This is a genomic window from Streptomyces sp. NPDC014894 (assembly GCF_043080985.1).
In the GTDB taxonomy this organism is placed as follows: Bacteria; Actinomycetota; Actinomycetes; order Streptomycetales; family Streptomycetaceae; genus Streptomyces.
The window spans coordinates 859935-884386 of the sequence record NZ_JBIBWD010000002.1 but is presented as its reverse complement, the minus strand read 5'-3'; the positions used below and the strand labels follow the sequence as shown (position 1 = coordinate 884386).

Annotated in this window: 20 protein-coding genes; 12 read left to right on the top strand and 8 right to left on the bottom strand. The window is 74.1% G+C overall.

Annotated features, from left to right (window positions below):
• Nucleotides 1–44 precede the first annotated feature (44 nt).
• Nucleotides 45–641, bottom strand: coding sequence for a CGNR zinc finger domain-containing protein (locus ACF089_RS07825; protein ID WP_392023260.1), 597 nt, complete (start codon nucleotides 639–641; stop codon nucleotides 45–47).
• A 91-nt stretch (nucleotides 642–732) separates the two neighbouring features.
• Between ACF089_RS07825 and ACF089_RS07820 the strand changes: the two genes are divergently transcribed.
• The gene (locus ACF089_RS07820) at nucleotides 733–1515 is read left to right on the top strand and encodes an MBL fold metallo-hydrolase (protein ID WP_392023257.1); all 783 of its coding nucleotides are present in this window, start codon (nucleotides 733–735) and stop codon (nucleotides 1513–1515) included.
• Nucleotides 1516–3026: 1511 nt separating this feature from the next.
• The gene (locus tag ACF089_RS07815) at nucleotides 3027–3242 is read left to right on the top strand and encodes a cold-shock protein (protein WP_392023421.1); all 216 of its coding nucleotides are present in this window, start codon (nucleotides 3027–3029) and stop codon (nucleotides 3240–3242) included.
• 276 nt (nucleotides 3243–3518) lie between these two features.
• Here ACF089_RS07815 and ACF089_RS07810 read toward each other — a convergent pair whose 3' ends face one another.
• Nucleotides 3519–4967, bottom strand: a complete 1449-nt coding sequence (locus tag ACF089_RS07810) for an MFS transporter (RefSeq protein WP_392023254.1) — start codon at nucleotides 4965–4967, stop codon at nucleotides 3519–3521.
• Nucleotides 4968–6152: 1185 nt separating this feature from the next.
• On the opposite strand from ACF089_RS07810, the gene ACF089_RS07805 reads away from it, so the two are divergent.
• Nucleotides 6153–6776 carry a maleylpyruvate isomerase family mycothiol-dependent enzyme gene (locus tag ACF089_RS07805; RefSeq protein ID WP_392023251.1) on the top strand — a complete coding sequence of 208 codons (624 nt, stop codon included), beginning with the start codon at nucleotides 6153–6155 and terminating at the stop codon, nucleotides 6774–6776.
• A gap of 305 nt (nucleotides 6777–7081) precedes the next feature.
• Here the strand turns inward: ACF089_RS07805 and ACF089_RS07800 are convergent, their stop codons facing one another.
• Nucleotides 7082–8320 carry an acyl-CoA dehydrogenase family protein gene (locus tag ACF089_RS07800; protein WP_392023249.1) on the bottom strand — a complete coding sequence of 413 codons (1239 nt, stop codon included), beginning with the start codon at nucleotides 8318–8320 and terminating at the stop codon, nucleotides 7082–7084.
• A gap of 205 nt (nucleotides 8321–8525) precedes the next feature.
• Here ACF089_RS07800 and ACF089_RS07795 point away from each other — a divergent pair, with 205 nt between their 5' ends.
• Nucleotides 8526–9377: a hypothetical protein gene (locus ACF089_RS07795; protein WP_392023246.1), complete on the top strand. Its 852-nt coding sequence runs from the start codon at nucleotides 8526–8528 to the stop codon at nucleotides 9375–9377.
• Here the strand turns inward: ACF089_RS07795 and ACF089_RS07790 are convergent.
• Nucleotides 9313–10656 (bottom strand): aspartate aminotransferase family protein, encoded by a 1344-nt coding sequence (locus ACF089_RS07790; RefSeq protein ID WP_392023244.1) that lies wholly within the window; start codon nucleotides 10654–10656, stop codon nucleotides 9313–9315. The genes ACF089_RS07795 and ACF089_RS07790 overlap by 65 nt on opposite strands.
• 195 nt (nucleotides 10657–10851) lie before the next feature.
• Between ACF089_RS07790 and ACF089_RS07785 the strand changes: the two genes are divergently transcribed.
• The 7 genes from ACF089_RS07785 (at nucleotide 10852) to ACF089_RS07755 (ending at nucleotide 19291) form a co-directional block, all read left to right on the top strand.
• A complete protein-coding gene (locus tag ACF089_RS07785; protein WP_392023241.1) occupies nucleotides 10852–11475 on the top strand; it encodes a zeta toxin family protein in 624 nt (207 codons plus the stop codon).
• Nucleotides 11456–12988: a GMC family oxidoreductase gene (locus tag ACF089_RS07780; RefSeq protein WP_392023240.1), complete on the top strand. Its 1533-nt coding sequence runs from the start codon at nucleotides 11456–11458 to the stop codon at nucleotides 12986–12988. Before ACF089_RS07785 ends, ACF089_RS07780 begins: the two co-directional genes overlap by 20 nt.
• Before the next feature lie 85 nt (nucleotides 12989–13073).
• Nucleotides 13074–14105 (top strand): tRNA pseudouridine(13) synthase TruD, encoded by a 1032-nt coding sequence (truD, locus tag ACF089_RS07775; RefSeq protein WP_392023237.1) that lies wholly within the window; start codon nucleotides 13074–13076, stop codon nucleotides 14103–14105.
• Between the two features lie 81 nt (nucleotides 14106–14186).
• Nucleotides 14187–15410: an acetyl-CoA carboxylase biotin carboxylase subunit family protein gene (locus tag ACF089_RS07770; RefSeq protein ID WP_392023235.1), complete on the top strand. Its 1224-nt coding sequence runs from the start codon at nucleotides 14187–14189 to the stop codon at nucleotides 15408–15410.
• Nucleotides 15398–16690, top strand: a complete 1293-nt coding sequence (locus tag ACF089_RS07765; protein WP_392023232.1) for an MFS transporter — start codon at nucleotides 15398–15400, stop codon at nucleotides 16688–16690. Before ACF089_RS07770 ends, ACF089_RS07765 begins: the two co-directional genes overlap by 13 nt.
• Nucleotides 16690–18069 carry a hypothetical protein gene (locus ACF089_RS07760; protein ID WP_392023230.1) on the top strand — a complete coding sequence of 460 codons (1380 nt, stop codon included), beginning with the start codon at nucleotides 16690–16692 and terminating at the stop codon, nucleotides 18067–18069. The genes ACF089_RS07765 and ACF089_RS07760 overlap by 1 nt, the downstream gene beginning before the upstream one ends.
• Nucleotides 18070–18136: 67 nt before the next feature.
• A complete protein-coding gene (locus tag ACF089_RS07755) occupies nucleotides 18137–19291 on the top strand; it encodes a glycine amidinotransferase (RefSeq protein ID WP_392023227.1) in 1155 nt (384 codons plus the stop codon).
• Nucleotides 19292–19331: 40 nt separating this feature from the next.
• Here ACF089_RS07755 and ACF089_RS07750 read toward each other — a convergent pair whose 3' ends face one another.
• From ACF089_RS07750 to ACF089_RS07740, 3 genes are all read right to left on the bottom strand, one after another.
• Nucleotides 19332–19946: a hypothetical protein gene (locus ACF089_RS07750; protein WP_392023226.1), complete on the bottom strand. Its 615-nt coding sequence runs from the start codon at nucleotides 19944–19946 to the stop codon at nucleotides 19332–19334.
• Nucleotides 19947–20360: 414 nt separating this feature from the next.
• Nucleotides 20361–20864, bottom strand: coding sequence for an NUDIX domain-containing protein (locus tag ACF089_RS07745; protein ID WP_392023224.1), 504 nt, complete (start codon nucleotides 20862–20864; stop codon nucleotides 20361–20363).
• A gap of 79 nt (nucleotides 20865–20943) precedes the next feature.
• Nucleotides 20944–21525: a TetR/AcrR family transcriptional regulator gene (locus ACF089_RS07740; protein ID WP_392023222.1), complete on the bottom strand. Its 582-nt coding sequence runs from the start codon at nucleotides 21523–21525 to the stop codon at nucleotides 20944–20946.
• Between the two features lie 320 nt (nucleotides 21526–21845).
• Between ACF089_RS07740 and ACF089_RS07735 the strand changes: the two genes are divergently transcribed.
• Complete coding sequence (locus tag ACF089_RS07735) at nucleotides 21846–23006, top strand: agmatine/peptidylarginine deiminase (protein ID WP_392023219.1); 1161 nt, start codon at nucleotides 21846–21848, stop codon at nucleotides 23004–23006.
• A 55-nt stretch (nucleotides 23007–23061) separates the two neighbouring features.
• Here the strand turns inward: ACF089_RS07735 and ACF089_RS07730 are convergent, their stop codons facing one another.
• Nucleotides 23062–24345: an erythromycin esterase family protein gene (locus tag ACF089_RS07730; RefSeq protein WP_392023217.1), complete on the bottom strand. Its 1284-nt coding sequence runs from the start codon at nucleotides 24343–24345 to the stop codon at nucleotides 23062–23064.
• Between the last annotated feature and the right edge of the window lie 107 nt (nucleotides 24346–24452).

Sequence of the window (24452 nt, the reverse complement as noted above, 5' to 3'; positions counted from 1 at the left end):
AGCGCCGCCGCCGGGATCGCCGGGCCGCCCGGGCGGGGCGCAGGTCAGTCCGCCGCGGGGCGCGTCCGGCGGGCGTAGGCGCGGGCCGCTCGGGCGCGGTCGCCGCAGCGGGTGGAGCACCAGTGGCGGCGGCCGTGCCGGAGGAGGTAGCGGTCGCAGGGGCTGGAGCCGCAGGCGGTGAGACGTTCGGCGTCCGGGCCGGTCAGCAGGTCGGCGGCGCCGGCGGCGAGGACGGCGAGGGCGTGCTCGACGATCTGGGTGACGGGGTGGGACGCCTCGCGGTACAGGCCGCGGGCGGGGTCCCAGTGGAGCAGGGAGGCGGCGGGGGCCCGGGTGAGCGCGGCGTTCACTGCGGTCAGCGCGTCGGCCGGGGCCGGCAGCCCCGCGACATGGGCGGCGAGCAGGGCGCGCACGTGGTCGCGGAGGGAGCGCAGCCGGGTGGCGCACATGTCCAGCAGCCCGGTGTCCGCCGGGGCGAGGCCGCGGTCGGCCAGCCACCGTTCGGCTCCGCCGGGCGTGCCGAGCAGGTCGCTGCGGTGACCGCCGGGGAGGGCGACGGCGCTGTTGGCCAGGTCGAGGGCGAGGTACTGCTCGGCGCCCGGCGCCGGGTGCAGCGATTCGGCGGTCACGGTCTCCTTCATATTTCTCATGGTACGGCTTGCTTGTATACGTGAGAAACGCTTACGGTGACTCACGAATAAGCGACCCTCTATCCGTGAGGTTTTGTTGTTCATGTCTGCCACCAGCCCTTCGGGCGAGCAGTTCCCCATCCGCGTGTTCGGCGGCCCGACCGCTCTCTTCGACTACGGCGGCCTGCGGTTTCTGACCGACCCGACCTTCGACGCCCCCGGCGACCACCGGACGCCCGGCGGCCCCCTCCTGACCAAGACCGCGCCCTCCTCCGGCAGCCCCGCCGACCTCGGCCGTGTCGACGTGGTCCTGCTCTCCCACGACGAGCACGCCGACAATCTCGACACCTCCGGCCGGGCCCTGCTGGCCGGAATACCGCTCACCCTCACCACCCCCGGCGGCGGTCGGCGTCTGGGCGGCCGCGCCAAGGGGCTGGCCGACTGGGAGTCCGTGGAGCTGGACCGCCCCGGCGGCGGCTCCGTCACGGTGACCGGCGTACCCGCCCTGCACGGTCCTGGGACGCGCGAGGAAGTCGAGGCGATCACCGGTCAGGTCGTCGGCTTCATGCTGACCGGGGAGGGGCTGCCCAGCGTCTACGTGAGCGGCGACAACGCCTCCCTCGATCTGGTCGGGCGGATCGCCGAGCGCTTCGCTCCCGTGGACACCGCCGTCCTCTTCGCCGGGGCTCCCCGCTTCCCCGGACTCTTCGACGGCGAGCCGATCGTCCTGGACAGCGCGCAGGCCGCCGAGGCCGCGCGGATCCTCGGCGCGCGCCGGGTGGTCCCCGTCCACCACGACAGCTGGGCCCACTTCACCGAGGGCCGTGACGAGCTGATCGCCGCTTTCGCCGCCGCCGGTCTGGCCGACCGCCTCCAACTGGGCTGAGCGGCCGGTCCGTCTCCTGGCGGCAGGCACCTCCCGGGGGTGGCGTCGGGCCCCCTCGCCCCGGAGCACCTGCACGGCGCCGCTGAGGGAGGCATGGATTCCGGCGACGATGGCGATCCACACGCCGAGCGTGGCGAGGAGCGTGGCGGCGGCAGCCGCGACGGCGGGGCGGCGGCCCCCGATCGTGCCGACGATCCGGGCGAGACCGGCGGTGCCCAGGGGCGCGCCGACGATCAGCGGAGCGCCGTTCACGAGCGACTGCTTCACCCGGTGGTCGGCGCGCCAGTCGGTGGCACTCTCCTTCTGCAGCGCCTCATGGGCCGCGTACCACAGCCCGGCCGGCAGGGGGAGCGGGAGCAGGGCGGTCACCACGAGGAGCTTGACGGCCGTCCGGCCGCGGTCGCCGGGCCGTCGCCGCGGGGGAATCCGTCGCTCGCGCCTCCTGCCCGGCGGTCGCGGCGCACCGCCATCCGTACAGGTGCTCAGTACGCGGGCCCGGTGCGTCGCCCGACGGCCCGACCCGACGGAGCGGCGCGTCGGTCGCGGGACGCCGGAAGGGCCCCGTCGGAGACGACGGGGCCCTCATCGGTCCGGGATCACGCCTGGTCGCCGAGATCACCGCGCCGGAGCCGGCGCTTCTTCCCCAACTTCCTCAGCACCGGCCAGGGATCGCGCACGGCTCGGCCGTATCCCCTGAGCTTGTGCGGCCTGCACAGCCCACAGCCTTTGCGGCGGCGGTGCGGTGAGTGAGCCATCTCTTCCTTCCCCACGCGCCCCGCCCTGGGGCCGGCGTAGGGAGTACGTCCTCAGCATGCAAGTCACTTTATCGACTCACGGGAGACCGCTCCGAGGCGGCCCGGGGAGTACGGACCCTCCGGTGACGGGCCGAAGACCCGCGGAGGTACGACGGTGTCGGCGGGCGGGCGGCGCGCTGCTCGGCCTCGGGGGAGGTTGTGCGTCGGGGGCGTCGTCGTACGGGTCGACGACGGTGAGGGCCCGGGCGCCGGATTTCCGGCGCGGCCTCCCGCTCTCCGCCCGACGCGTTGCGCGACACGAGTAACTCGTTTGGATGACATGGCCTTTCGCCGTCCACCGGAGCGGGCACGCCCTGTACAGGAGACCGGCGCATCTCCCCGAGCCGAAGGGCTGACCGCCGCGCCGCGGCGGGCGGCCGGGCCGGGTCCCGGCCGCCCGGCACAGGTCCGGCCGGCGGCCGGCGGACGGGGAGGTCACCGGACGCCGCGGAACTCGCCGTCGTCCGCCCGCCGTCGGCGCGACCGTCCATCGCCCCCGCACCGAAAGGACCGGCCATGATTCCGTCCTCCGCCTCGCCAATTCGGTGGAACCACCGAAGAATGCGGGTCGCCGCCACCGTCCTCGCGCTCGCCCTGTCCGTCCTCGCCGCCGGCGTCGCCCACGCAGCCACCGCCGGCCCGACCCCGGCCGTCGCCGCGCCACCGCTCTCCCCCGGCGTATCCGCGCACCCGGCGCAGAACGAGCGGCGCGCCCTGATCAACTTCGGCACCGTCAAGTTTTTCAACGCCGAGAAGGGGTTCGGGTTCATCGCTCCCGACGACGGCACCCAGGACGTCTTCGTCCACTACTCGAACATCATCGGCGTCGGCTACCGGACCCTGGACGAGGGCGAACGGGTCGAGTACCAACTGCGGCAGAGCCCCAAGGGTCCGGAAGCCGTCCTCGTTCTGCGCCTCGGATTTCCCTCCTGAACGGTACGGAGCCCTCACGCCGATCCGCCGCCGGGCGGCGACGCCCCGCGCACCGTCCGACGGGCGCGCGGGGCGAACGGCGCGCTCGCGGGACCGCCTTCCCCCAGCCGGACGCCCCCGGGGCATCGCACGAGAGCGATGCCCCGGGGGCGTCCGGCGTACTCACACCCCGCCGGCCGGGCCGGGCGGTTCCGCGCTCACCGTGCCGCCCGGCCGGGGTTCCGTCCCCTGTCGGGCGGCACACGCGGGTGAGGGGGCGCGTTGACGCCGGCCGGTTCAGGCCGCGTCCGCCTTGGCGAGACGCTCCTCGCCCTGGGAGGAACCCGGTGCGGACGGGGTGCGGAGGGTGAGCAGCGAGGCGAGCGCGCCGACGGCGGCGAGGGCGGCCGCGCCGAGGAAGGCGGCGGAGAACCCGTTGGTGAGCGCGCCGGGGTCGCCCAGCTCGCGGGCGCCGTACGCGGCGGACACGGCCGTCATCGCGGCCAGTCCGAGGGCCGAGCCGACCTGGTAGCTGGTGTTGACGATGCCGGAGGCCAGGCCGCCCTCCTCGGGGCGCGCGCTGGACAGCGCGGTGCCGAGGGAGGGGATGAACGCCAGCGACATGCCGGCCGCGGCCAGCAGGGACGCGGGCAGGACGTCGACCCAGAAGGTGCCGTCGGCCCGGGCGAAGGACAGCCACAGCATTCCCGCCGCGAGGGCCAGCAGACCGGTGACGATCAGCGGCTTGGCCCCGAAGCGGGCCATCAGCCGGGGCGCCAGCACGATCATCATGATCATGATGGCGACCGTCATGGGCAGCAGTGCCGCGCCGGAGGCGAAGGCGCCCAGACCCAGGACCTGCTGGAGGTAGAGGTTGAGGAAGAACCACATCGGGATCCACGCGGCGGCCATCAGCAGCTGCGCGATGTTCGCTCCGGCCAGGTTGGGGGCCCGCCAGATGCCCAGCCGCATCAGCGGCTCACGGCGCTTGGACTGGATGGCGACGAACGCGGCGATCAGGGCGACGCCGGCCAGCAGGACGAGCCAGGTCTCGGCCGAGCCCCAGCCGGTTTCGGGGGCGCGGACGATGGCGTAGACGGCGGTGGCCAGTCCCAGCGTGACGGTGGCCGCTCCCGCGAGGTCGACGGAGCCGCGACGGATCGGGGCCGAGGGCATGACGCCGGGGGTGAAGGCCAGTACGACCAGGGCGATCGGGATGTTGATGTAGAACACCCAGGGCCAGCTGGCGTACTCGGTGATGACTCCGCCGAGGAAGACGCCGGCGGTGCCGCCCGCCGGGGCCGCCGCGCCGTACAGGGCCAGCGCCTTGGTCAGCTCCTTGGGCCGGGAGCCGAAGAGCATCATGAGCAGCGTCAGGGCGGACGGGGCGATCAGCGCGGCGCCGACGCCCTGCAGGGCGCGGCCGGCCAGTTCGACCCACACCTCGGAGGCGAGTCCGGCGACCAGGGATCCGGCGGCCATCACGGTCCAGCCGGCGACGAAGATCCGCTTGGCTCCGAACAGGTCGGACAGCCGGCCGCCGAGCAGCAGCAGTCCGCCGAAGGCGATCACGTACGCGTTGAACACCCAGGACAGGCCCTCCTGGGAGAAGCCCAGGTCAACCTGCATCTTGGGGAGAGCCACACCAATGATGGACGTGTCCATGATGACCGTGAACTGGGCCAGGGCTATGAGAACGAGCGCTGTCCAGCGACGCGGGCTCGGCGGGGCGGATGGGGTTGACATAGCTGTCTCCTATACGGGAGGGGGGTATATCCTCTCGGGTGAGCAATATACCCCCCTCCCGTATTCCGAGCTGCACTGGTATCCGAATCGGCGACGACTCTCCCTCATCCGGGGTCCTCAGAGCAGGGGTGTGCGCCCCGGCCGGGGCGGCCTCCGCCCAGCGAGGTCATGACGGCGGCCTCCCCGCCGCCCCTCGGCAGTCCGGGCCGTCACGTCACGAGAGACCGGTCCGTCCACGGGCTCACGGAGCGCCGCCGCCCGCACGCGCTCGCCGAGGCTGACCCCGCCGTTCCGAGGCCGTGACGAGGGCATCGCCGCTGCCGCCCGGCGAGCGCCGGCGGACCGGGTCCGGGAGACCGGCCGGTGGCCGCTCCGGCACGGGACGGACGTCGTTCCGGTGGCCGTCGGGCGGGCTCTGCTCGCCGAGGTCGGGACGGTGGACGACATCCCGGGGATCCAGACCGTCGGTCTGGTCTCCCGAGTCTTCGGGCCCCTCGCGGTTCAGGCGCGGGAACGTCTGCCCGGTGGTGTCGAGGCGCTGATCCGGCTGGCCGAACGGGTCACCGGCTGGGGCCGCGTCCATACGGTGCTGAGCTTGTGCGCGCCCGCGAGGACCGGCGACGCGTCGGCGCACGCGAGCTGTACGCCGTGCGCCGCGCTCTCCCGTACCGGGGTCCGGCCGTGGACGGTGCGGTGGACGAAGCCGTGGCGGACTCCGTCGCGGACGCTCCCGGCCGTCCGCTGTCCGGCACCCGGACGGTACGGGAGACCGTGGGGCGGAGCCGGGCCGAGGAACCGGACGGCGGCCCGCCGGCGGCGGGCTCGGTGCCCGGGCCGACCGATCGCCCGGGGCCCCGGACCTCGTCGGCCGCGCCGGGAGCGATGTCTCCCACTTCCGCGCCGGCGGCACCGCCCCCTCCCCCGGATCCGAAGCCGAATCCGAAGCCGGACCCGGACCCGGTGCCGGACCCAGACCCGAAGCCCTGCGCACCGCCCCCTCCGGGATCGCGGCGGGGCGGATTCCGGGATGCCCTGCGACGGTTCACGCGCGGACGCCGGACGGCGAGCGAGCCCGATCGATCGGACGGCGCGGGCCCGGGCGGTGGTTCCCCGGCCCGGCGATGAGTTTTCGCTGCGGCACGGGTCTCACCGGCGGACACTGTGATCGAGTGAGGGAGACGCACGATGAACGACGTCTGGCCGCTGGTGCACGCGGAGCGCGCGGCGCTGATCGACGATCTCGCGCGTCTCGACGACGCGCGGTGGGAGGAGCCGTCGCTGTGCGCGGGGTGGACCGTGCACGACGTGGCCGCGCATCTGGTCGACACGGCGCGGACGACACGCCTCGGTTTTGTGGCCGGTCTCGTCCGGGCGGGATTCGACTTCGACCGCCAGAACACCCGCGGGGTGGAGCGGGAGCGGGGCGCGTCGCCGCGCGAGACGCTGGAGCGGCTGCGCCGGGTGGCGTCGCGCACCTCGACGCCTCCGGCTCCCCTCGACAGCCGGATCGTGGAGGAGGTCGTCCACGGTGAGGACATCCGCCGGCCTCTGGGGCTCAGCCGCGCCTACCCGAGCGAAGCCGTGCTCCGATCGCTCCGGTTGCAGCTCCGTACGCCGGCGTCCTTCGGCGGGGCCAAGGAGCTGACGGCGCGTGTCCGGTTGACGGCGACGGACGCCGATCTGTCCGTCGGCGACGGTCCGGAAGTGACCGGCGACGCGCTCTCCCTGCTGCTGGCGGTCTCCCGGAGACGGGTGGCGCTGAGCGAGCTGGAGGGGCCGGAAGCCGGCACGCTCGCCGGCCTTCTGTGACGGTCCGGGGCCGCGATCCGTCCACGCGGCCCGGCCCGAGGGCCGGGCCGCGACGCCGCAGCGAGGTGGTGAACCCCGCTGCCTCACCCCTTCGGTCATGACCCGATGTCGTGACATCACTGGACGGCGGTCGCCTAGGGGTGTCCGCGGCGGCTCATGCCGCGGAAACTCGTGACAAGAAAATCGTCACCATCAGAAGACCCGGAGCACGGGCAAGGCTCGTAGGACGAGGAAGGTCCGCGGGTCGAGGAAGGCCCGGGACGCCCGGCTCCGTCGCCCCGAGGGCGCACGGGCCGCGACGCCGGTCACTCCGAGCCGGTGCCCAGCGTCACCGCCGCGAGGAAGTCCACCGACTCCTCGGGAGGCGAGTACGGCGGCATGAAGACGGCGGCGCGGACATCGCGGTAGGCGCGGGCGAGCGGATGGTGAGCCGTGTAGCTGGCCCCGCCCGTCACCCGCATGGCGTGGTCGACCACGGTGGCGGCGGCGCGCTCCACCACCGTGCTGACGGTCTGGCACTCCTTCATCATGGCCCGGCTCATATCGTCGGTGGTCACCTGTGGCTTGTTCGTCAGCAGATAGGAGTCGAAGTCCTGGAGGGCGGTGGCGAGGGCGCCCCGCGCCGCGGTGAGGGCGATCTCCATCTCGGCCACCGAGGTCTTGACGGCGGCGGAGGCCGTGCGGCGACGGCCCGAGGAGCGGCTCAGCGCTGCCAGGGCCTCGTCACGGGCGGCTTCCGCCAGCCCCAGACAGACCCCGTTGAGACCCATCCCGCTGACCGCCCTGCCCTCCAGCATGCTCGCGTCCCGTTTCCCCCACGCGCCCCGGACCATCAGTGACTCCTCCGGGATGACGCAGTCGCTGAACTCGACGGTGCCGCTGCCCGATCCGCGCAGCCCCAGTCCCCGCCAGTCGTCCTCGACCCGCACGCCCGGGGTGTCGGCGGGGATCATCGCGCTCGCCAGATGGGCGCCCTGGCCGCGCTCGGCCTTGAGCCGGCAGTAGAAGTGGGTCGCGGCCGGCGAGATCGAGGCGAGAATCTTGCTGCCGTTGACCACCCAGCCGTTGTAGGAGGGCTTCGCGGTGGTGGCCAGGTTCCAGTAGTCGGCTCCTCGTTCGGCGACCGCCGAGCAGAGGAGCATACGGCGCGCGCCAATGGCTTCCAGCCACTCCCGGCGTGGCAGATATCCGGGCTCGCCGTCCGCCTCGAATCGGACGACTCGCGCGAAGTACCAGGCCAGCGCGGTGTGCATGTAGTGGGCGACGGCGACGGAGGGGTCGGCACGGGCGATGGAGGCGGTCAGGACCGTCAGGTCGTGCAGCCGCTCCACCCCGAATCCGCCCAGGTCGGCGGGGGCCGCGGCGGCGAACACGCCCGCGTCGACGAGGGCCTGGACGCTCTGCCGCGCGAACCGGCCCTCGCGGTCGGTCGCCTCGGCCTCCTTCACCAGGAAGTCGTGCAGTTTCGTGACCGCCGCGACGGCCTGTTCGCCGCTGGCGGTCGCGGGCCGCAGTTCCGAGTTGAGCGACAGGAGATTCGCCATTTCACGCCCTTGAGGTTTATCGGAGCACCGACGCGTTCAAGTCATAGCTGAGAGAAGATGCATCACGAAAGTAGTATCGGATGATGACTGGTCGTTCACGGTGGCATTGCATCGCCCGGGGGCTCGTGTATAACGTGAGATCTCTCCGGAGTGTGCGACTGCGAATCAGATGCTCCGGTCGACGAAATCGGCGAGGATTTCGACTGTGTGGTCATTGATGCTGCAATTTTCCGGTTGGTGGGGAGAGGATCCGGCGGGCCCCACGGTGCAGAACACCGCCGGTGGGCGCCCGAATCGCTGCGAGATAGGCGAGGACGGCTCGGCCGTCATCCGGTACGACGCGGACCGGGACATCCTCGCGTTCGCCCCGGTCGACGCCGGTGAACCCGGCCCGGCGGGAGCCGCGGTCGTCACCGCCCGGCGCGGGCACTGGTGTCTGACGAATCTGCACGCGGAGGACAGCTGTTTCGTCGAGAACATGGAGGGCGGCGGCGGAGAATTCGTGAAGGTCCCGCCCCGTCGCCGGGACACTCCCATCCCTTTCGAATTGGCGAGACTGGTGCTCGCGGTACCGCGCGGCACGGGCCTGGTGAGCATATTCGGCCCGGAGCCTCCATATCTCGCCGCCGCCGATACGGCATTGTCCGATCGTGTGACGAATTGGCCGCGGCTGGATGAGCAGGCCCTCTATTTCCGGGTTCTGGTGGCGCTGTGCGAGCCGCAGCTGCGGGGCGGTCCGCCGGGGGCCGTGCCGACGGTCGGCGAGGTCATCGCCCGGCTCGGCGCCGGTCGCCGGTCCGCCGAGATGACCCGCGCCGCCGTCAATCACCACATCGCCTATCTCGCCAACGAGAAGCTGCGGGTCGCCGAATGGGCCGGTCTGACCGAGGGCGGACGCTCGTACTGGAAGCGGGAGGCCATCGTGGCGATGGTCCTGCGCGCCGGGCTGGTGTGCGAGCGCCATCTGCGGCTGCTGCCGCCGCCCCGGCGGGTCACAGCCGGGCAACGGCCAGCTCCAGCGCCCGGACCAGTTCGGCGACCTCGGCTGCGTCGATGACCAGCGGCGGGATGGCCATCACCGCGCGGCCCTGCTGCCGCACCAGCACCCCCAGCCGTCGGGCCTCGGCGACCAGAGCGGCGGCGGACTCGGGCCGCCGGCACTCGACGGTGGCGACCAGGCCCAGCCCCCGGACGTCGGCCACCTCCGGATGCTCGGCCAGCGGCTCCAGCCCCGCGAGGAGTTCGGCCCCCAGCCGCTCGGCCGACCCGACCAGTCCGCTCTCCTCGATGACGTCGAGCACGGCGAGGGCGACCGCGCAGGCCACCGCGTGGCCGCCGGTGGTGTGCCCGTACCGCAGCCCGCCGAGCAGCGGGTCGGCGGCGAAGGAGCGGTAGACCTCGTCGGTGGTGGTGAGCGCCGCGAACGGCACGTACCCGCCGCTGATGCCCTTGCTCATGGTGACGAGGTCGGGGACGACCTCGTCGTGCTGGAAGCCGAACATACGGCCCGTGCGGCCGAATCCGCAGAACACCTCGTCGACGACGAGCAGGGCGCCGGTGCGGTCGCACAGCTCGCGCAGCGACCGCAGGAACCCGCGGGGCAGCACGACGCCGCCGCCCACGTTGAGCAGAGGCTCGATCATCACGGCGGCCGGCGGCGAACCGTCGAGCACCGCCCGCTCGAACGCCCCGGCCAGCGCCGGGAGCGCCTCCGGCGTGCGCAGCTCGGCGGGCTCCAGCGGCAGTTCCACCCGGGTGACGGGGAAGGGCGCGGTGCCGTGGATCGCGTTGGTCGGCAGGCCGGACAGATGCTGGGCGACCAGTGTGGCGCCGTGGTAGCCGGCCGCGAAGGTGACGAGCCGGTCCCGGGGCGCGCCCTGGTTGGTCCAGTAGTCGTGTGCGATCCGGACGGCGGCCTCGGTCGCCTCCGACCCGCTGTTGACGAAGAACGTCCGCTCCAGTCCGGCGGGCAGCAGACCGGCGATCCGCTCGGCGGCCAGGCCCGCGGGCAGATGGCTCCCCGCGCTCAGGTCGAAGTGCGGCAGCAGCTCCAGCTGCCGCCGGGCGGCCTCCAGCAGGGTCGGATGGGCGTAGCCGCAGCTGGAGTTCATGGCCGACGCCACCGCGTCCAGATACTCGGCGCCCGTCACATCACGGACCCGGCAGCCCTTGCCCGCGACCATGACCGGACGGTCGTCGGGGGGCCCGCTCACGGAGGACCACGGGTGCCACAGATGGCGGCGGTCGCGTTCCCGGGCCCGGTCCGGGTCCGTTCCGGCGGCGTGCCGGTCGCTTCCCACGTTGGTCGGGGACATTCCCACGTTGGTTGGGGACATGCCGTCGATCATCCAGGTGTAAGGCGCTCGGCACACCCGTACACCTGTCAGGGTCACAGATCGGCGCGGCCCGGTGATCATTGCTCCGGTCGGCCGGGGAAGGTCCGCGGCACCCCGTGGCCCTTCCCCGGCGAAGGTCCGCGGCACCCCGTGGACGCCCCGCGACCGGCACCCCGGACCGAGAGGACCGCGCCCGTGACCCTGCGCCTGCTCGACCCGGCGTCGCCGCCGCCGTACCGCCCCGACCGGGTGCTGGTCGCCGGAGCCAGCGGCGCCGGCAAGACGACCGTGGCCCACAAGCTCGCCGCCCTCCTGGAGCTGGACCACATCGACCTGGACGGGCTCTACTACCGGCCCGGCTGGCAGCCGCGCGAGGAGTTCGCCGACGATGTGGCGCGGCACACCGGCTCCGCCCGCTGGATCACCGAATGGCATTACCCGGAGGTGGCCGGACTGCTGGCGCGGCGGGCGCAGTTGCTGGTGTGGCTGGACTACTCCGTCCCCGTGACCATGACCAGTCTGCTGCTGCGCACCCTGCTGCGGTCGCTGCACCGGGAGGTGCTCTGGAGCGGCAATCAGGAGCCGCCGCTGCGGTCGGTCCTCACCGACCCGGAGAACATCCTGCGGTACGGCTGGGCCACCCGGCGTCTCACCCGCGACAGCCTGCGGGAACTCGGCCGCCGGCGGCCGGCGGCGGACCTCGACGTACTGCGCTTCACCCGGCCCGCCGCACTGTCGGACTGGCTGCTCGGCGCGGTTCGCGCCGAGGGCGTCCGGCCCGCACTCGGAAGGAGCACGGATGCCGCAGGGCTTCGATGACATCGTGGTGGGCGCGGGTTCGGCGGGCGCGGTCCTCGCCGCCCGGCTGTCGGCCGACCCCGCGCGGCGGGTGCTGCTGGTCGAGGCCGGTCCCGACCACGCGGACCCGGCCTCCCTCCCCGCCGATCTGCGCGACGGCTGCACCCCTTCGATGGTGGACCACGACTGGGCGCTCGAAGGCGTCCGCGAGGACGGCGCGCGGCTGCCGCTGCCGCGCGGCCGGGTCGTCGGCGGGTCGTCGGCGGTCAACAGCTGCGTCGCGCTGCGGCCCGCTCCGGGCGACTTCGCCGACTGGGACGAGAGGGTCGGCGGCGACTGGTCGTGGCCCCTGGTGCTGCCCTTCTTCCGTCTGCTGGAGACCGACACGGACTTCGCGGGCCCCGTCCACGGCGCGGACGGCCCGCTGCGGCTGCGGCGCTGCGCCGGGGACGGGCTCAGTCCGCTGTCGGCCGCGCTGGTGGAGACCGCGACCGCCGCCGGGCACCCGTACACGCCCGACCACAACGCGCCGGACGCGACCGGGGTCGGGCCGCTGCCGCTCAATCTCACCGAGGACGGCACCCGGATATCGGCGGCCTCCGCGTATCTGGACCCGGCGCGCGCACGGCCCAATCTGACGCTGCTGGCCGAGACCCTGGCCGACCGGGTGGTGTTCTCGGGCTCCACCGCGACGGGCGTCGTCCTGCGCTCCGGCGGGCGGACCCGGACGGTGTACGCCGACCGGGTCACGCTGTGCGCCGGCGCCTACGGCACCCCCGCGCTGCTGCACCGCTCCGGCGTCGGCCCCCGCCGGGTGCTGGACGCGCTCGGGGTGCGGCCGGTGGCCGAACTCCCCGGGGTCGGCGCCGGGCTCGCCGACCACTCGCAGGTGCCCATCGGCGTGCTGCCCGTCGCCGGGCTGTGCGACCCGGCCGATCCCTGCGCCCAGGTGGTGCTGCGCTGCACCGCCCCCGGCTCCGCCGTCGCCGACGACCTCCAGATCTACGCGCTCAACCATGTGCGGCTGGACGTGTACGCGCCTCATCTGGCCGCGCGGGCGCCGGACGGCCGGGCGTTCATGATCACCGCCAATCTGATGGCCCCGCGCGGCCGCGGGAGCGTCACCGCCGTCTCCCCCGACCCCGCCGTCGCCCCGCGCATCGCCATCGACTACACGGCGCACGAGGAGGACGCGCGGCGGCTGCGGGCCGGTGTCGCCCTCTGCTGGGAGCTGCTGCGGCAGGCCCCGTTCGCCGCGCTCACCAAGGAGATCATCGACCTGGACGAGCGGTCCGCCGGGTCGCCCGCGCGGCTGGACGCGTACGTCCGGGAGGCGGCCCGCACCGCCCACCACCCCATGGGCACCGCCCGGATGGGCCGGACCGACGACCCCGAGGCCGTCGTGGACACCCGGCTGCGGGTGCACGGCACCCGGGGGCTGCGGGTGGCCGACGCCTCCGTCGTCCCCGTTCCCGTACGGGCCAACACCAACCTCCTGGCGCTCGCGATCGGTGAGCGGGCGGCCGCGTGGTAGGCCCGCCGACGCGAGCCCCGGCCGGGGCCGCGACCCACCGCGGACATGACGGACAGGCCGCGCACGCGGCGGATCGGAGACTCGGATGACGACCTGCGACCCGGTGCTCAAACACCGCCCCGAGGACTTCCGGGTACGGGAGAACCTGGTGGTGCCCCTCACTCGCGCGCGGTCCGCGGCCCACCGCTATCTGCTGCTGCACAAGTGCGGCTACACCACCATGGAGGCGGTGCGCTGGGCCGCCGACCGGCTCGGGCTGCCCGCCCGCGACATCGGCTACGCGGGGCTCAAGGACGAGGACGGCGAGACCGAGCAGCTGCTGTCCGTACCGTTCTCCGCCGCCGAGGACGCGCGGCCGGAGGAGGAGCTGGCCCACAGCGCCGAGCCGGGGCGCTGGCTGCGGCTGCGCCACTACGGCTACGGGCACGAGCCGCTGACGGTCGGCCGGCTCAACGGCAACGGCTTCCGGGTGGTGCTGCGCGACCTGGACGGGGCGACCGCCGCCCGGCTGGAGGGCCGGGGACGCCTCAGTCTGCTGTTCGTCAACTACTACGACACCCAGCGCTTCGGCGTCCCCGGCGGCCCCAAGCGGACCCATCTGGTCGGCGAGGCGCTGCTCAAGGAGGACTGGGGGCTCGCCCGGCGCGAACTGGCCGGGCTCGGCGCGCCGGAGAGCGGGACCGCCGAGCGGTGGACCGGTCCCGACCGGGAGCTGTTCCGCGGCGGGCTGGACCCCAGGACCACCGCCTTCTATCTGGCCGCGCACTCCTCGGCGGACTGGAACGCCCGGGTGCGGGACCTGGTCGCCGACCGCTGCCCCGAGGACAGCGTCGAGACGAGCGTCGACGGTCTGCCGTACCGGTTCCCGACCTCCGGGGCCGGCGCGGCCTCGCTGCTGGCCGCCCGCCACGAACTGCCCTACACGCGCTACGCCTGGCGGGACGGGCCCGTCGAGCGGGCCACCGTACGCCCCACCGTCGTCCAGACGCTGGTGACCGTGGAGCGGTCCGGTCCCGACGACGCGTTCCCGGGCCGCCGTGCCGTCGAGGTCGGCTTTCTGCTGCCGTCCGGCTGCTACGCCACCGCCGCGCTGAGGCAACTGGTCCTCCAGCGCTGAACACCCCGCCGGCGGTCCGCGGCCCGCGGTCCCGCACGGGACACGCGCGGCCGCCGGGCGGCCGGGCCGGAGAGGAGACCGATGGCGCTGCTGCTGCTCAACCGCAGGCCCATCCTGGACCGGGTGCCGACCTGGCTGCCGGGCGCGTCGCTGATCGTCGTCACCGAGCGCTCCGCCGCGCGGTCCGCGCCCACGGGCGACTTCGTCCGCACCGAGATCGTGGACGACTACACCTCGCCCCGGGTGGACCGTCTCATCGACGCGGTCTGCGCCACCGGGCGGATCGAGCGGGTGCTGACCACCGCCGAGAGCGATGTGGTGCGGGCGGCCCGGGCCCGGGAGCGGCACGGGCTGCCCGGGCAGCGGACGGCGAGCGCGCTGGCCTTCCGCGACAAGCTCCGGATGCGGCGGCTGGCGGCCCGGCACGGGATCGCGGTGCCCGCCGCGGCCGTGGCGCGCGACGCCGGGGACGTCGCGGACTTCGTCCGTGCGCACGGGCTGCCGGTGGTGGTCAAACCCGCCGACGGCGCGGGCTCCGTCGGCGTACGGGTGCTGCGCGACCGCCGGGCGGTGCGCGCCTGCGTCCTGCCCGCCGGCCGGACGCATCTGGTCGAGCGCTTCGTGCCCGGCACGGTCTGCCATGTCGACGGGCTCATGTCCGAGGGGGCCGTGCTGCACGCCGTCCCCTCCCGATATCTCCACCCCAATCTGGCCACGGCGACCGACGGCGTCCCCAGCGTCAGCGGCATGCTCGCGCCCCGCGACCCGCTGGCGCGCCGGCTGGAGGAGGCGGCCTCGGCCGTCGTCGCCGCCCTGCCGCCGGTCGCCGGGACCACCGCCTTCCACGCCGAGTTCTTCCACACGCCCGAGGACGCGCTGGTGCTGTGCGAGATCGCCTGCCGGCCGGGCGGCTGCGGCATCGTCGAGGCCCACGAGCTGGCCACCGGGGTCAATCTGTACGCGGCCCAGCTGCGCGGCCAGGCCGGACTGCCGGTCCCCGGCCGGGAACCGGGGCTGCCGCGCCACGGCTGGGCCTGGTTCCCGCCGCTTCCGGCCACCCTGGAGCGGCTGCCGGAGAGCTGCTCCCTGCCGTACGCGCACCGGTTCGCCGCCCACGGCGAGACCGGCGTCCGCCACGACGGGCCCCGCTCCAGCACCGACAGCATCGCCGAGCTGGTGTTCCGGCTCGACGACGGCGGCGCGGACGGAAACCGGGACGGAGTCGGAGACGGAAGCGAGGACGTGACGGAGCGGCTGCGCGAGGTCGAGGACTGGTGGTCCCGGGAGGTGCGATGGGCGGCGTGACGACGGCGACCGCCGACCGGCCGCCGGTGTCGGCCGGCCGGAACCGGGGCTTCATGGCGGCCATGGTGGTGGACGCCGTGGGCAGCGGGGTCTGGATCACCTTCTCCCTGCTGTACTTCGTCTACGGGCGGGGCATCGAGCTGACCGCCGCGGGCTCCGCGCTCAGCGCCGGCTCCCTGACCGCGCTGGCCGCCGGCGGACTGGCCGTGGGCACGCTCACCGACCGGCTGGGCCCCTACCGGGCCGCGGTCCTCAGCTGCGCCTGCCGCGCGGTCGCCTTCCCCTGCTATCTGCTGGCCGACGGCGTGGCGGCGGTCGCCGTGATCGCGTTCACGGTCAGCTTCGGCGACCGGCTCTACTGGGCGGCGCACGGCGGTCTCGTGGACAGCGTCGCCTCCTCGGAACAGGCGCAGCGCGGTCTGTTCGCCCTGCTCAACAGCTTGCGCAATGTGGGGCTCGGGGTCGGTGCGCTGGCCGTGGCCATGGCCTCGTCGCTCCAGGGCGCGGACGCCGCGCTGTGGAACGCGATCCCCCTGGTGAACGCGGCGAGCTTCGCCGTCGCCGGGGTGCTGTTCGGGTGGGTGGGCCGAACGCTCGCGCCCGCCCGGGACCGGGCGGCGGCGGGGCGGCACGGGCGGCGGAAGGGCGGCGGGCGCGCCTCGTACCGGGGGGTGCTGGGCAACCGGGCCTTTCTGGCCTTCACCGGCGCGACGCTCGCCCTCACCCTCTCCAGCGTGGCCTTCGACTCGATCCTCCCCGTCTATCTGCGCTCCCTCGACGCGCCGCTGTGGGCGCCGCCCGCCGCGTATGTGCTGTCCTGCGTCGCGATCCCGGTCTTCCAGCCGCTCGCGCTGCGGCTGGGCCGACGGCACGCGCCGCTGCGGCTGATGTCCGCGGCGGCGGTGCTGGTGGCGGCGGCGTTCGGCGGGCTGGCCGCGCTGAGTCTGCTGAGCGGTACGGGCGTCGTCGTCGGGATCGGCGTTCCCGTCCTGGTGTTCAGCCTGGGGGAGGCCGTCTTCGGGGCCGTCGCGATGACCATCGTGCTGGCGTACGCCGCCTCCGGCGAAGCGGGCCGCTACAGCGCCTTCTACCAACTCGCGTGGGGGCTCTCCGGCGCCCTGGGCCCCGGCGTGCACACCTTGCTGTTCTCCGCGTCGGGCAGCGCGCCCTGGCTGGTGCTGGGCTGTGCGCTGCTCGTGGGCGCGGCGGTCCATCTCCGGCTCGACAGGGCGGCGGCCGCGCCGGCCGAAGCCCCCCACCAGCGGAAATCGGAGGCATGATGCCCCTCACCCGACCGGCCGCCGCACCCCTGCCCGCCGGGGTGACCGACCCCGAGGACATCCGGGGGACCGTCGACCGCGCCCTGCGCCGTTTCTGGAACGGGCGCGAGACGGTGCTGCTCCTGGACGACTTCGACCACCGGTCCACCGCGCTCGTGGCGGAGCTGGGCGCCTGCGGGGCACGGGTGGCGGCCGTCGTCACCCGTGCGGGTCCCGGTCCCGGAGCGCCTTCGGTGGCGAAGGGGTGGCACTGCGCCGACGCGGGTCAGGAGCTGACGCGCCCGCGGTTCGAGTCGTGGCTGCGGGACCCCGGCCCGGAGGTGCGCCGCTGGCTGGACGGGCTGGACCCGGACCGGCGCTGGATCGCGCTGGGCACCACCCGCACCGGGATCGCCCGGTTCTGCGGGCGGCCGGTGCACGGGTGGCGGCGTCCGAGCTGGGCGGGCGTCGAGGACAAGACCACCATCGACCGGCTCTGGGCCCGTACCGGGGTGGCCTCGCCGCCGTACGCCGTGCTGTCGGTGGCCGACGCGCTGCGCGAGCCGGGGACGGCCGGGCGGCTCGGCGGCCCGGCGGGGGTGGTGGTGGCCGCCGACTCCTCCCAGGGGCACGTCGGCGACGCGCTGGGCCTGCGCTGGGTGCCGCCCACCCGTCGGTTCGAGGACGCCGTACGGGAGTTGGGCGCGGCCGCCCGCCGGGTGCGGGTGGCGCGCTTCGCCGACGGGGTGCCGTGCAGCGTGCTGGCCATGGCGCTGCCCGGCTCGCTCGCCGTCTTCTCGCCGATCGAGATCGTCACCCTCGGGGATCCGGCGGCCGGACGGCTGCTGTTCTGCGGCTCGTCGACCCACTGGCGGCCCGGCGACAGTGCCGAGCGGGAGATCCGCGGGGCCGCCCGCCGCGCCGGCGCGGAACTGGTCCGCACCACCGGCTACCGGGGTCTCTTCAGCGTCGACGGTCTGCTCACCGAGGACGGGTTCACCGCCACCGAACTCAACCCCCGGCACGCCTCGGGCCTCGGTCTGCGCGCGGGCGTGCCCGACTTTCCGCTCTACCTCTTCAACCGGGCCGTACAGGAGGGCGTACCGGGTCTGGAATCCGTCCGGGGCGCGGCGCTGGAGCGGTTCGTCCGCGACGCGGTGGCCGCGTCGCCGTCGTACGCGCTGTCGGTCCCGGTGACCGGCCCCGGCCTTCCGGACGGTCCGGGGCGGCTCGCCGACGGGTCGTCGCACGTCGACTACCGCGTCGCGGACGGCTTCGCCGTGCCGACCGCGATCACCCCGCGGGCGGCGGACCGCCGGGCGGGCCCGGCCTGCGCGCTGCTGGCGGCCCGGCTCGGCGATCCGGCCCTTCGCTCCTTCCCCCTCGGGGCCGCGCCCTGAGGACCCGGCTCCAGAAACCGTCACGTCACCCCGGAGAAAGACACCCCGGAGAAAGAGGGGACATCCCGTGAACCGACCGTCGACCCTGGTCAACTCCTGGAACGAGTGGGACCCACTGCGCGAGATCATCGTGGGCACCGCCGACGGCGCCTGCTTCGAACCGACCGAGCCCGGCTACCGGCCCGCGTTGCGCGGCCGCTCCGACGCCTTCCCCACCGGCCCCAAACCCGCGGAGATGATCGAGCGGGCCAACGCGCAGCTGGACGGTCTGGCCGCCCTGCTGCGCTCGCGCGGAGTCACCGTCCGGCGGCCCGGGCCGTACGACCCGACGACGCCGCTGCGCACTCCGACGTTCGAGGTGGCCAACCAGTACTGCGTGGTGTGCCCCAGGGATGTGATGATCACCCTCGGCCATGAGATCGTCGAGGCCCCCATGTCCCGCCGGGCCCGCTACTTCGAGTATCTGGCCTATCGCGAGCTGGTCTACGAGTACTGGAACGACGACCCCGGCATGGTGTGGACGGTGGCCCCCAAACCGTCGATGGCCGACGGGATGTACCGCCAGGAGTTCTGGGAGTGGCCGCTGGAGAAGCGTCATCGCGAGATGCGCTCGTCGGAGTTCTGCGTCACCCAGGACGAGGTCCTCTTCGACGCCGCCGACATCAGCCGCTTCGGCCGTGACCTGGTCGTGCAGGAGTCGATGACGACCAACCGGACCGGGATCCGCTGGCTCGCGCGTCATCTGGAGCCGCGCGGCTTCCGCGTCCACCCCGTGCACTTCCCGCTGGACTTCTTCCCCTCGCACATCGACTGCACCTTTGTTCCGCTGCGCCCCGGCCTCGTGCTGACCAACCCGGAGCGCCCTCTGCGGGAGGGCGAGGAGCAGCTGTTCCTGCGCAACGGCTGGGAACTGGTCGAGGCTCCGCAGCCGACCACGGGGAACGACGAGATGCCGCTGTACTGCCAGTCCTCGAAGTGGCTGTCGATGAATGTGCTCAGCGTCTCGCCGACGCAGGTGATCTGCGAGGAGCGGGAGGCTCCGCTGCACGATCTGCTGGACAAGCTCGGCTTCGAGGTGCTGACCGTCCCGTTCCGCGACGTCTTCGAGTACGGCGGCTCCCTGCACTGCGCCACCTGGGACGTCAACAGGGCGGGGGTGGCGGAGGACTACTTCGCCGACGGCTACCGTCCGCTCGCGGCGGGACGGCGCGCCGACGGCTGACCGGGCCGGCGGCGCGGGAGCCGTCCGCGCGCCGCGCGGTTCAGCCGCGCTCGCGCGCGTACCAGGCGTCGAACGCCGCCGGGTCGCCGATCCCGTGGTCCAGCACCGCCCGGTACACCTCGTAGCTGGGCGGCCGCCGGTCCGCGGGGCGTTCGGACAGGGCCTGCTTGATGGCGAGGATGTCGGCGCGGTGGGCGTCGGTGAGCCGTGGGGGCAGCTCACGGACGTGGGCCAGATCGGGCTGCCGGTCCGGCTCGTCGACGAACCAGATGTCCAGCGTCCAGTCCTGTCCGCCCGCGGCGCGGTACGCCACGTTCAGATAGAGGCCGTCGGGATAGGCCGGGTCGGTGTTCCACTCCCCGGTGTCGTCGCGGAAGGTCACCTGCCGCACCCGTTCGTGCACGCCGAGCGTCGCGCCCACGGCGGTCACCGACCGCTTCACGGACTCATCCAGCCGGGGGCACACCACCGTCAGGTCCAGGTCCGCGGCCACCATCAGTCCCAGCGCGGCGCTCCCCACGCGTACGACCCGCCCGTGGGGCGGCAGAAGCCGGGCCAGTCCCAGATCGTCCGCGACGGCGTCGGCCTCCCGCTGCAACCGGTCCTGCCGCTCCCGCAGCCGCTGTCCGTCCGCTGTCTTCTCTCGCGTCACCACGCCCGGCCCTTCGCCTCGCTCCCGCCGGGACCTCCGGCGGACCGCATGCTGCCAGCTCCGCCCGGCGTACGGCCCGCTTTCGGCCATCGACGGCTCCGGGCCGTCCGCGCGGGCGCGGGCGTCACGGCCCCTCCCCGGCCCCTCCCCCGGCTTCGGGACCGGCGCGCGTGTCGGCCGCGCGCGCCGGGGGTCATGGGCGCGCACAGCGCGAAGGCCCCGGTCTCCTGACGGAGGCCGGGGCCTTGATCGAGCGCTGGGCAGGCCTCGCACCTGCATCCCCCCACGGGAAGTGGGGTGTCTTTCCTTGGACCACCAACGCCGGTCCCACCGCCGTGAACCACGGCCGCGAGCACATGATCAACTATAGCGCAGGGTTTCGAGTGCCCCGGCACGGACGGGCCCGCCGGCCGGGCGTCACCAACGGGCGACGAGGGTCTCCTCGCGCCCTCTGACGCGATAGAGCCAGGTCGTCCCCGGTGCGACCCGCCCGGTGAGATGGCCGACGATGGGATCCCGCTGGACGGCGCTGTCCAGCTCGCCGAGGAGCTTCAGGGCCTCGGGCAGGGGGAAGAACGCCGCCTGCTCGATATCGCCGTCCCCCGGCGCGATCTCCCCCGACCACTCCCCGATCTCGAGGGCGACGGCCACGGCCGACGGGCGCCGCTCGGAGTCGATGTGCATCAGGAAGGCGGTCGAGACCGGGTCGCCCGCCGACAGACCGGTCTCCTCCCGCAGCTCGCGCCGGAGCGCCTCGTGCATCAGCTCGCCGTCCTCGACCCCGCCGCCGGGGAGCGACCAGAGCGGTTCGCCGCCGGCGCCGAGGCTCTCCCGTACGAGCAGGATCTCGTCGCCCCTGCGGACGATGCCGATGACGAGCTGTGCCCGTGGCACCGGAGTCTTTGACGGGTCGACGGTCATGGCCCTGACCATAGGCGATGGCGCGGGCCGCGGCCGCCGCGGCGGGAGGCGACGCGGCGGAAGCCCGGTCCGCCCGTGGTCAGCTCTGCCGGAGACCGGCGAGTTCGGCGTCGACGGCCCCGCGCATCAGCTCGCGCGCGTGGCCGATCTCGACGCCGCCGCTGAGCCAGCGCATGCTGAGCCCCTCCAGCAGCGCGGTGAGCCGTTCGGCGGCCGAGGCCAGCGACGAGGCCGGGGCGAGCGGCAGGACCCGGCCCAGCAGGGCGGCGACCTCCTGCACCCAGACCAGGGTGGCCCGGGCGAGATCCTCGCGCAGCACCTCGTCGAAGACGGCGCTCGCCCGCAGCTCGCCCCAGGCGGAGCTGTTCTCCCGCACTTCCACGGTGTCCTGGAGCTCCGCGAGGAGAGATTCCTCCAGCTCCTCCCGAGGGGTGAGCGGCGGATCGTCCGGGCCCCGGTCGGTGGTGTAGCGCTCGGCCCGGTCGCTGATGAATTCGAGGGTCTGGCGCAGGACGCCCGTCCGGTCCTTGAAGTGGTAGTAGATCAGCGCGGTGGAGACGCCGGCCTCCGCCGCGAGTTCCTCCACCCGCAGCCCTCGGACCCCGCGCCGGGCGATGACCCGGGCGGCCGCTTCGAGGATCTGGGTGCTGCGAGAGGCCATGACCTGCACTTTACCGGGGCGCTCCGGCGCGGGTGTACGCGGCCCGTCACCGGGTGTGCCGGCCGGCGGCGGCGCGACCCGCCGCACTGGATCTCCGCATCCGGGGCCCGGCCGGGGCGGCCCTCCGCCGGGCCGGAACAGTAGCTTGACTGAATTTTCAGTCAGTGTCACAGTGGCGACATGGCCGCACCGCTTCTTCCCGCGGTCCGGCCGTTCGCGGGGTTGAGCGCGCACCCTTGTCCCAGGGGCTCGTGCCGTGCCTCCCGCGCCCGTCAGGGCCGGATGCGCTCGTTCCGCCCAGTCCCACGATCGGAGTTCCCATGACGAACCGTTTCCCCGCCCGCCGGACCGCCCTGCGAGCGCTCGCCGGGCTCGGCGCCGCCCTCGGCGTCGCGTCCTGCGGCGACTCCGGCGCCTCCGTACGGTCCAGCGCGCCCGCCGACTCCGCCCGGCAGACCTCGGCGGGCCGGGGCCGCCGTCTCGGCGCCGAGTGGGAGAGCCACACCCGCACCTTCATGTCCTGGCCGGCCCTGACCTCGGTCTGGGAGGAGGACCTGTCCTATGTGCGCGAGGACATCGCCCGGATCGCCCGCGCCGTCGGGGAGTACGAGGCGGTCGTCATGATGGCCAGACCCTCCCAGGTGAGCGCGGCCCAGCGGGCCTGCGGCTCCCAGGTCGAGGTCATTCCGCTGGCCGTCGACGACCTCTGGGCGCGCGACACCGTCCCCGTCTTCGTGGAGGAGGACGGCGAGGTCGTCGGCGTCGACTTCAACTTCAACGGCTGGGGCCGGAAGCAGGAGCACGCGAACGACGCCCGCGTCGCCCGCGAGCTGCTGCGCGAGTACGGGATCCCCCGGGTCGAGGCCCCGCTCGTCTCGGAGGGCGGCTCCTTCGAACCCGACGGCGAGGGCACCCTGCTGATCACCGAGAGCTCGATCGTCAACGACAACCGCAACCGGGGCATGAGCCGGGACGCGATCGAGGCGGAGCTGAAGCGGACCCTGGGCGTGCAGAAGGTGATCTGGCTGGAGGGCGTGCGCGGCGAGGACATCACCGACGCCCATGTGGACAGCCTGGTGCGCTTCACCGCCCCCGGGGTGGTGCTGCTGGACCGCGCGCACCCCAGCACCCCGCCGGACTCCTGGTCGCGCTCCGCCGACCAGGCGAAGTCCGTTCTGTCGCAGGCGACGGACGCCCGCGGCCGGCGTTTCGAGATCGTCGACCTGCCCCAGCCCGACCTCGACAGGATCACCGGCGAGGGCGACGACTTCGTGTCGACGTACGCCAACTTCTACATCGCCAACGACTCCGTCTTCATGCCCCGGTTCGGCGACCGCAAGGCCGACGACCGCGCCCGCGGCATTCTGCGGGACCACTTCCCCGGCCGGGACGTCGTGCCGGTCCGGATCGACACGATCGCCTCGGGCGGCGGCGGCATCCACTGCGCGACCCACGACCAGCCCGGCGAGCCCGCCGCCTGACCCCGGCCGCCGCGCACCGCCGCGGACGACCCCGGCGGCCGGGCCCCCGGCGGGGTCACGGTCGCGGCCCCGCCGTGCGGAGGGAGCGGGCCGGTGTCACCCGCCGCCGGTGGACGAGCACGTCGAACCACTCGGCCAGGGAGCCGCCCGTCATGTGGTGATCGGTGTCGCGCCGGGGGTCGTGGCGCGGCCCGACGAGCCTGGACTCGGCGGTCCGGTTCAGCCAGTCGGCGACGAGCGGCGGCGCGGCCGCGCGGAGGTCCAGCAGATAGTCGCCCGTCGCCTCGTCGTCCAGCACCGATTCCGCCAGCGGCGGCGCGGGTTCGGGCACCCGGTGGGCCGGGGCGTCGCCGTAGGCGGCCAGTTCGCCCGCGCCGAAGGTGAGACCGATCGACAGATACCGGTCACCGAGGTGTTCGCGGAGGAGGCTGCCGGCGTTCCGGGACGAGCCGCCCGCCGGGTCCGGCGGGAAGCTGACGACCCTGGCGGGCGCGTTGGCGGTGTGGGAGCCGGAGGACCAGAACGTCACCCGGTGACCGGTGTGCCGGTGCCACCACAGGACGTTCTCGGCGAACGACCGCTCGTAGCAGGCCATGTTGTGCGGGTCCAGCGGATCGTCGTCGTGGTCGTGCAGCTCGTAGTACTGGACGATCAGCCGGGCGTTGTACAGCGCCCACGCGTGGCCGTCGTGGCCCGGGGCTCCCGCCACCAGGTCGTGCGCCGCCCGCGCGCGGTCGCGCCAGGACCGCCGGTCGGGCAGGGCGCGGAAGCGGCGGACGTGGTCGGGCGTCCCGGCCCCCGGGCGGAGGCCGGCGTAGCAACGCTCCAGCTCGTCCAGCAGACCGGGGGCGGCGGCGCGCACATGGCCGGCCACCGTGTCGTACGCCGAGCCGTCGGTCCCGTGGGGGCTGACGCCGACGAGGCGGACCGGATCGTCCGGGTGCGTCTCGTTGAAGGCGCGCGCCCACCGGACGAGCGCGAGGACCTCCTCGGTACGGGAGAAGGGCTCGGCGGACTCCAGCAGCGCCACGGGGTCCCCCGCGCCGGTGCGGACATGGGCGTCGAGCCGGGCCACGAGCGTCCCGTCCTGGTCGAGGGCGACGGCGCGGAAGCCGGCCTCGCCGACCAGCAGCCGGACGAGGCGCGTCTGAAGGGTGAAGACCTGGTGCGCGCCGCGCGTCCCGGCGCCGTGGCCGACCACGGCGGTCCGCCCGTCGACCATGCCGAGCAGCGGCCGGAGGTCGTCCAGCGGCTCCGAGGCGTCGGCGGTGGTCAGGGGGTGCGCGGTGTTCTTGATCCAGTCCTGGACCGCCGTGCGCTGTTCCGGTGAGATCGTCATGGCGTCACCCTCGGACCTCAAGGCTGGTTGAGGTCAAGCCGGATCCCTGGGCCGGTCCTCGCCCGTCCGCCCCTCGCTCGCACCGGTCCTCGCCCGCCCCGGCCCGC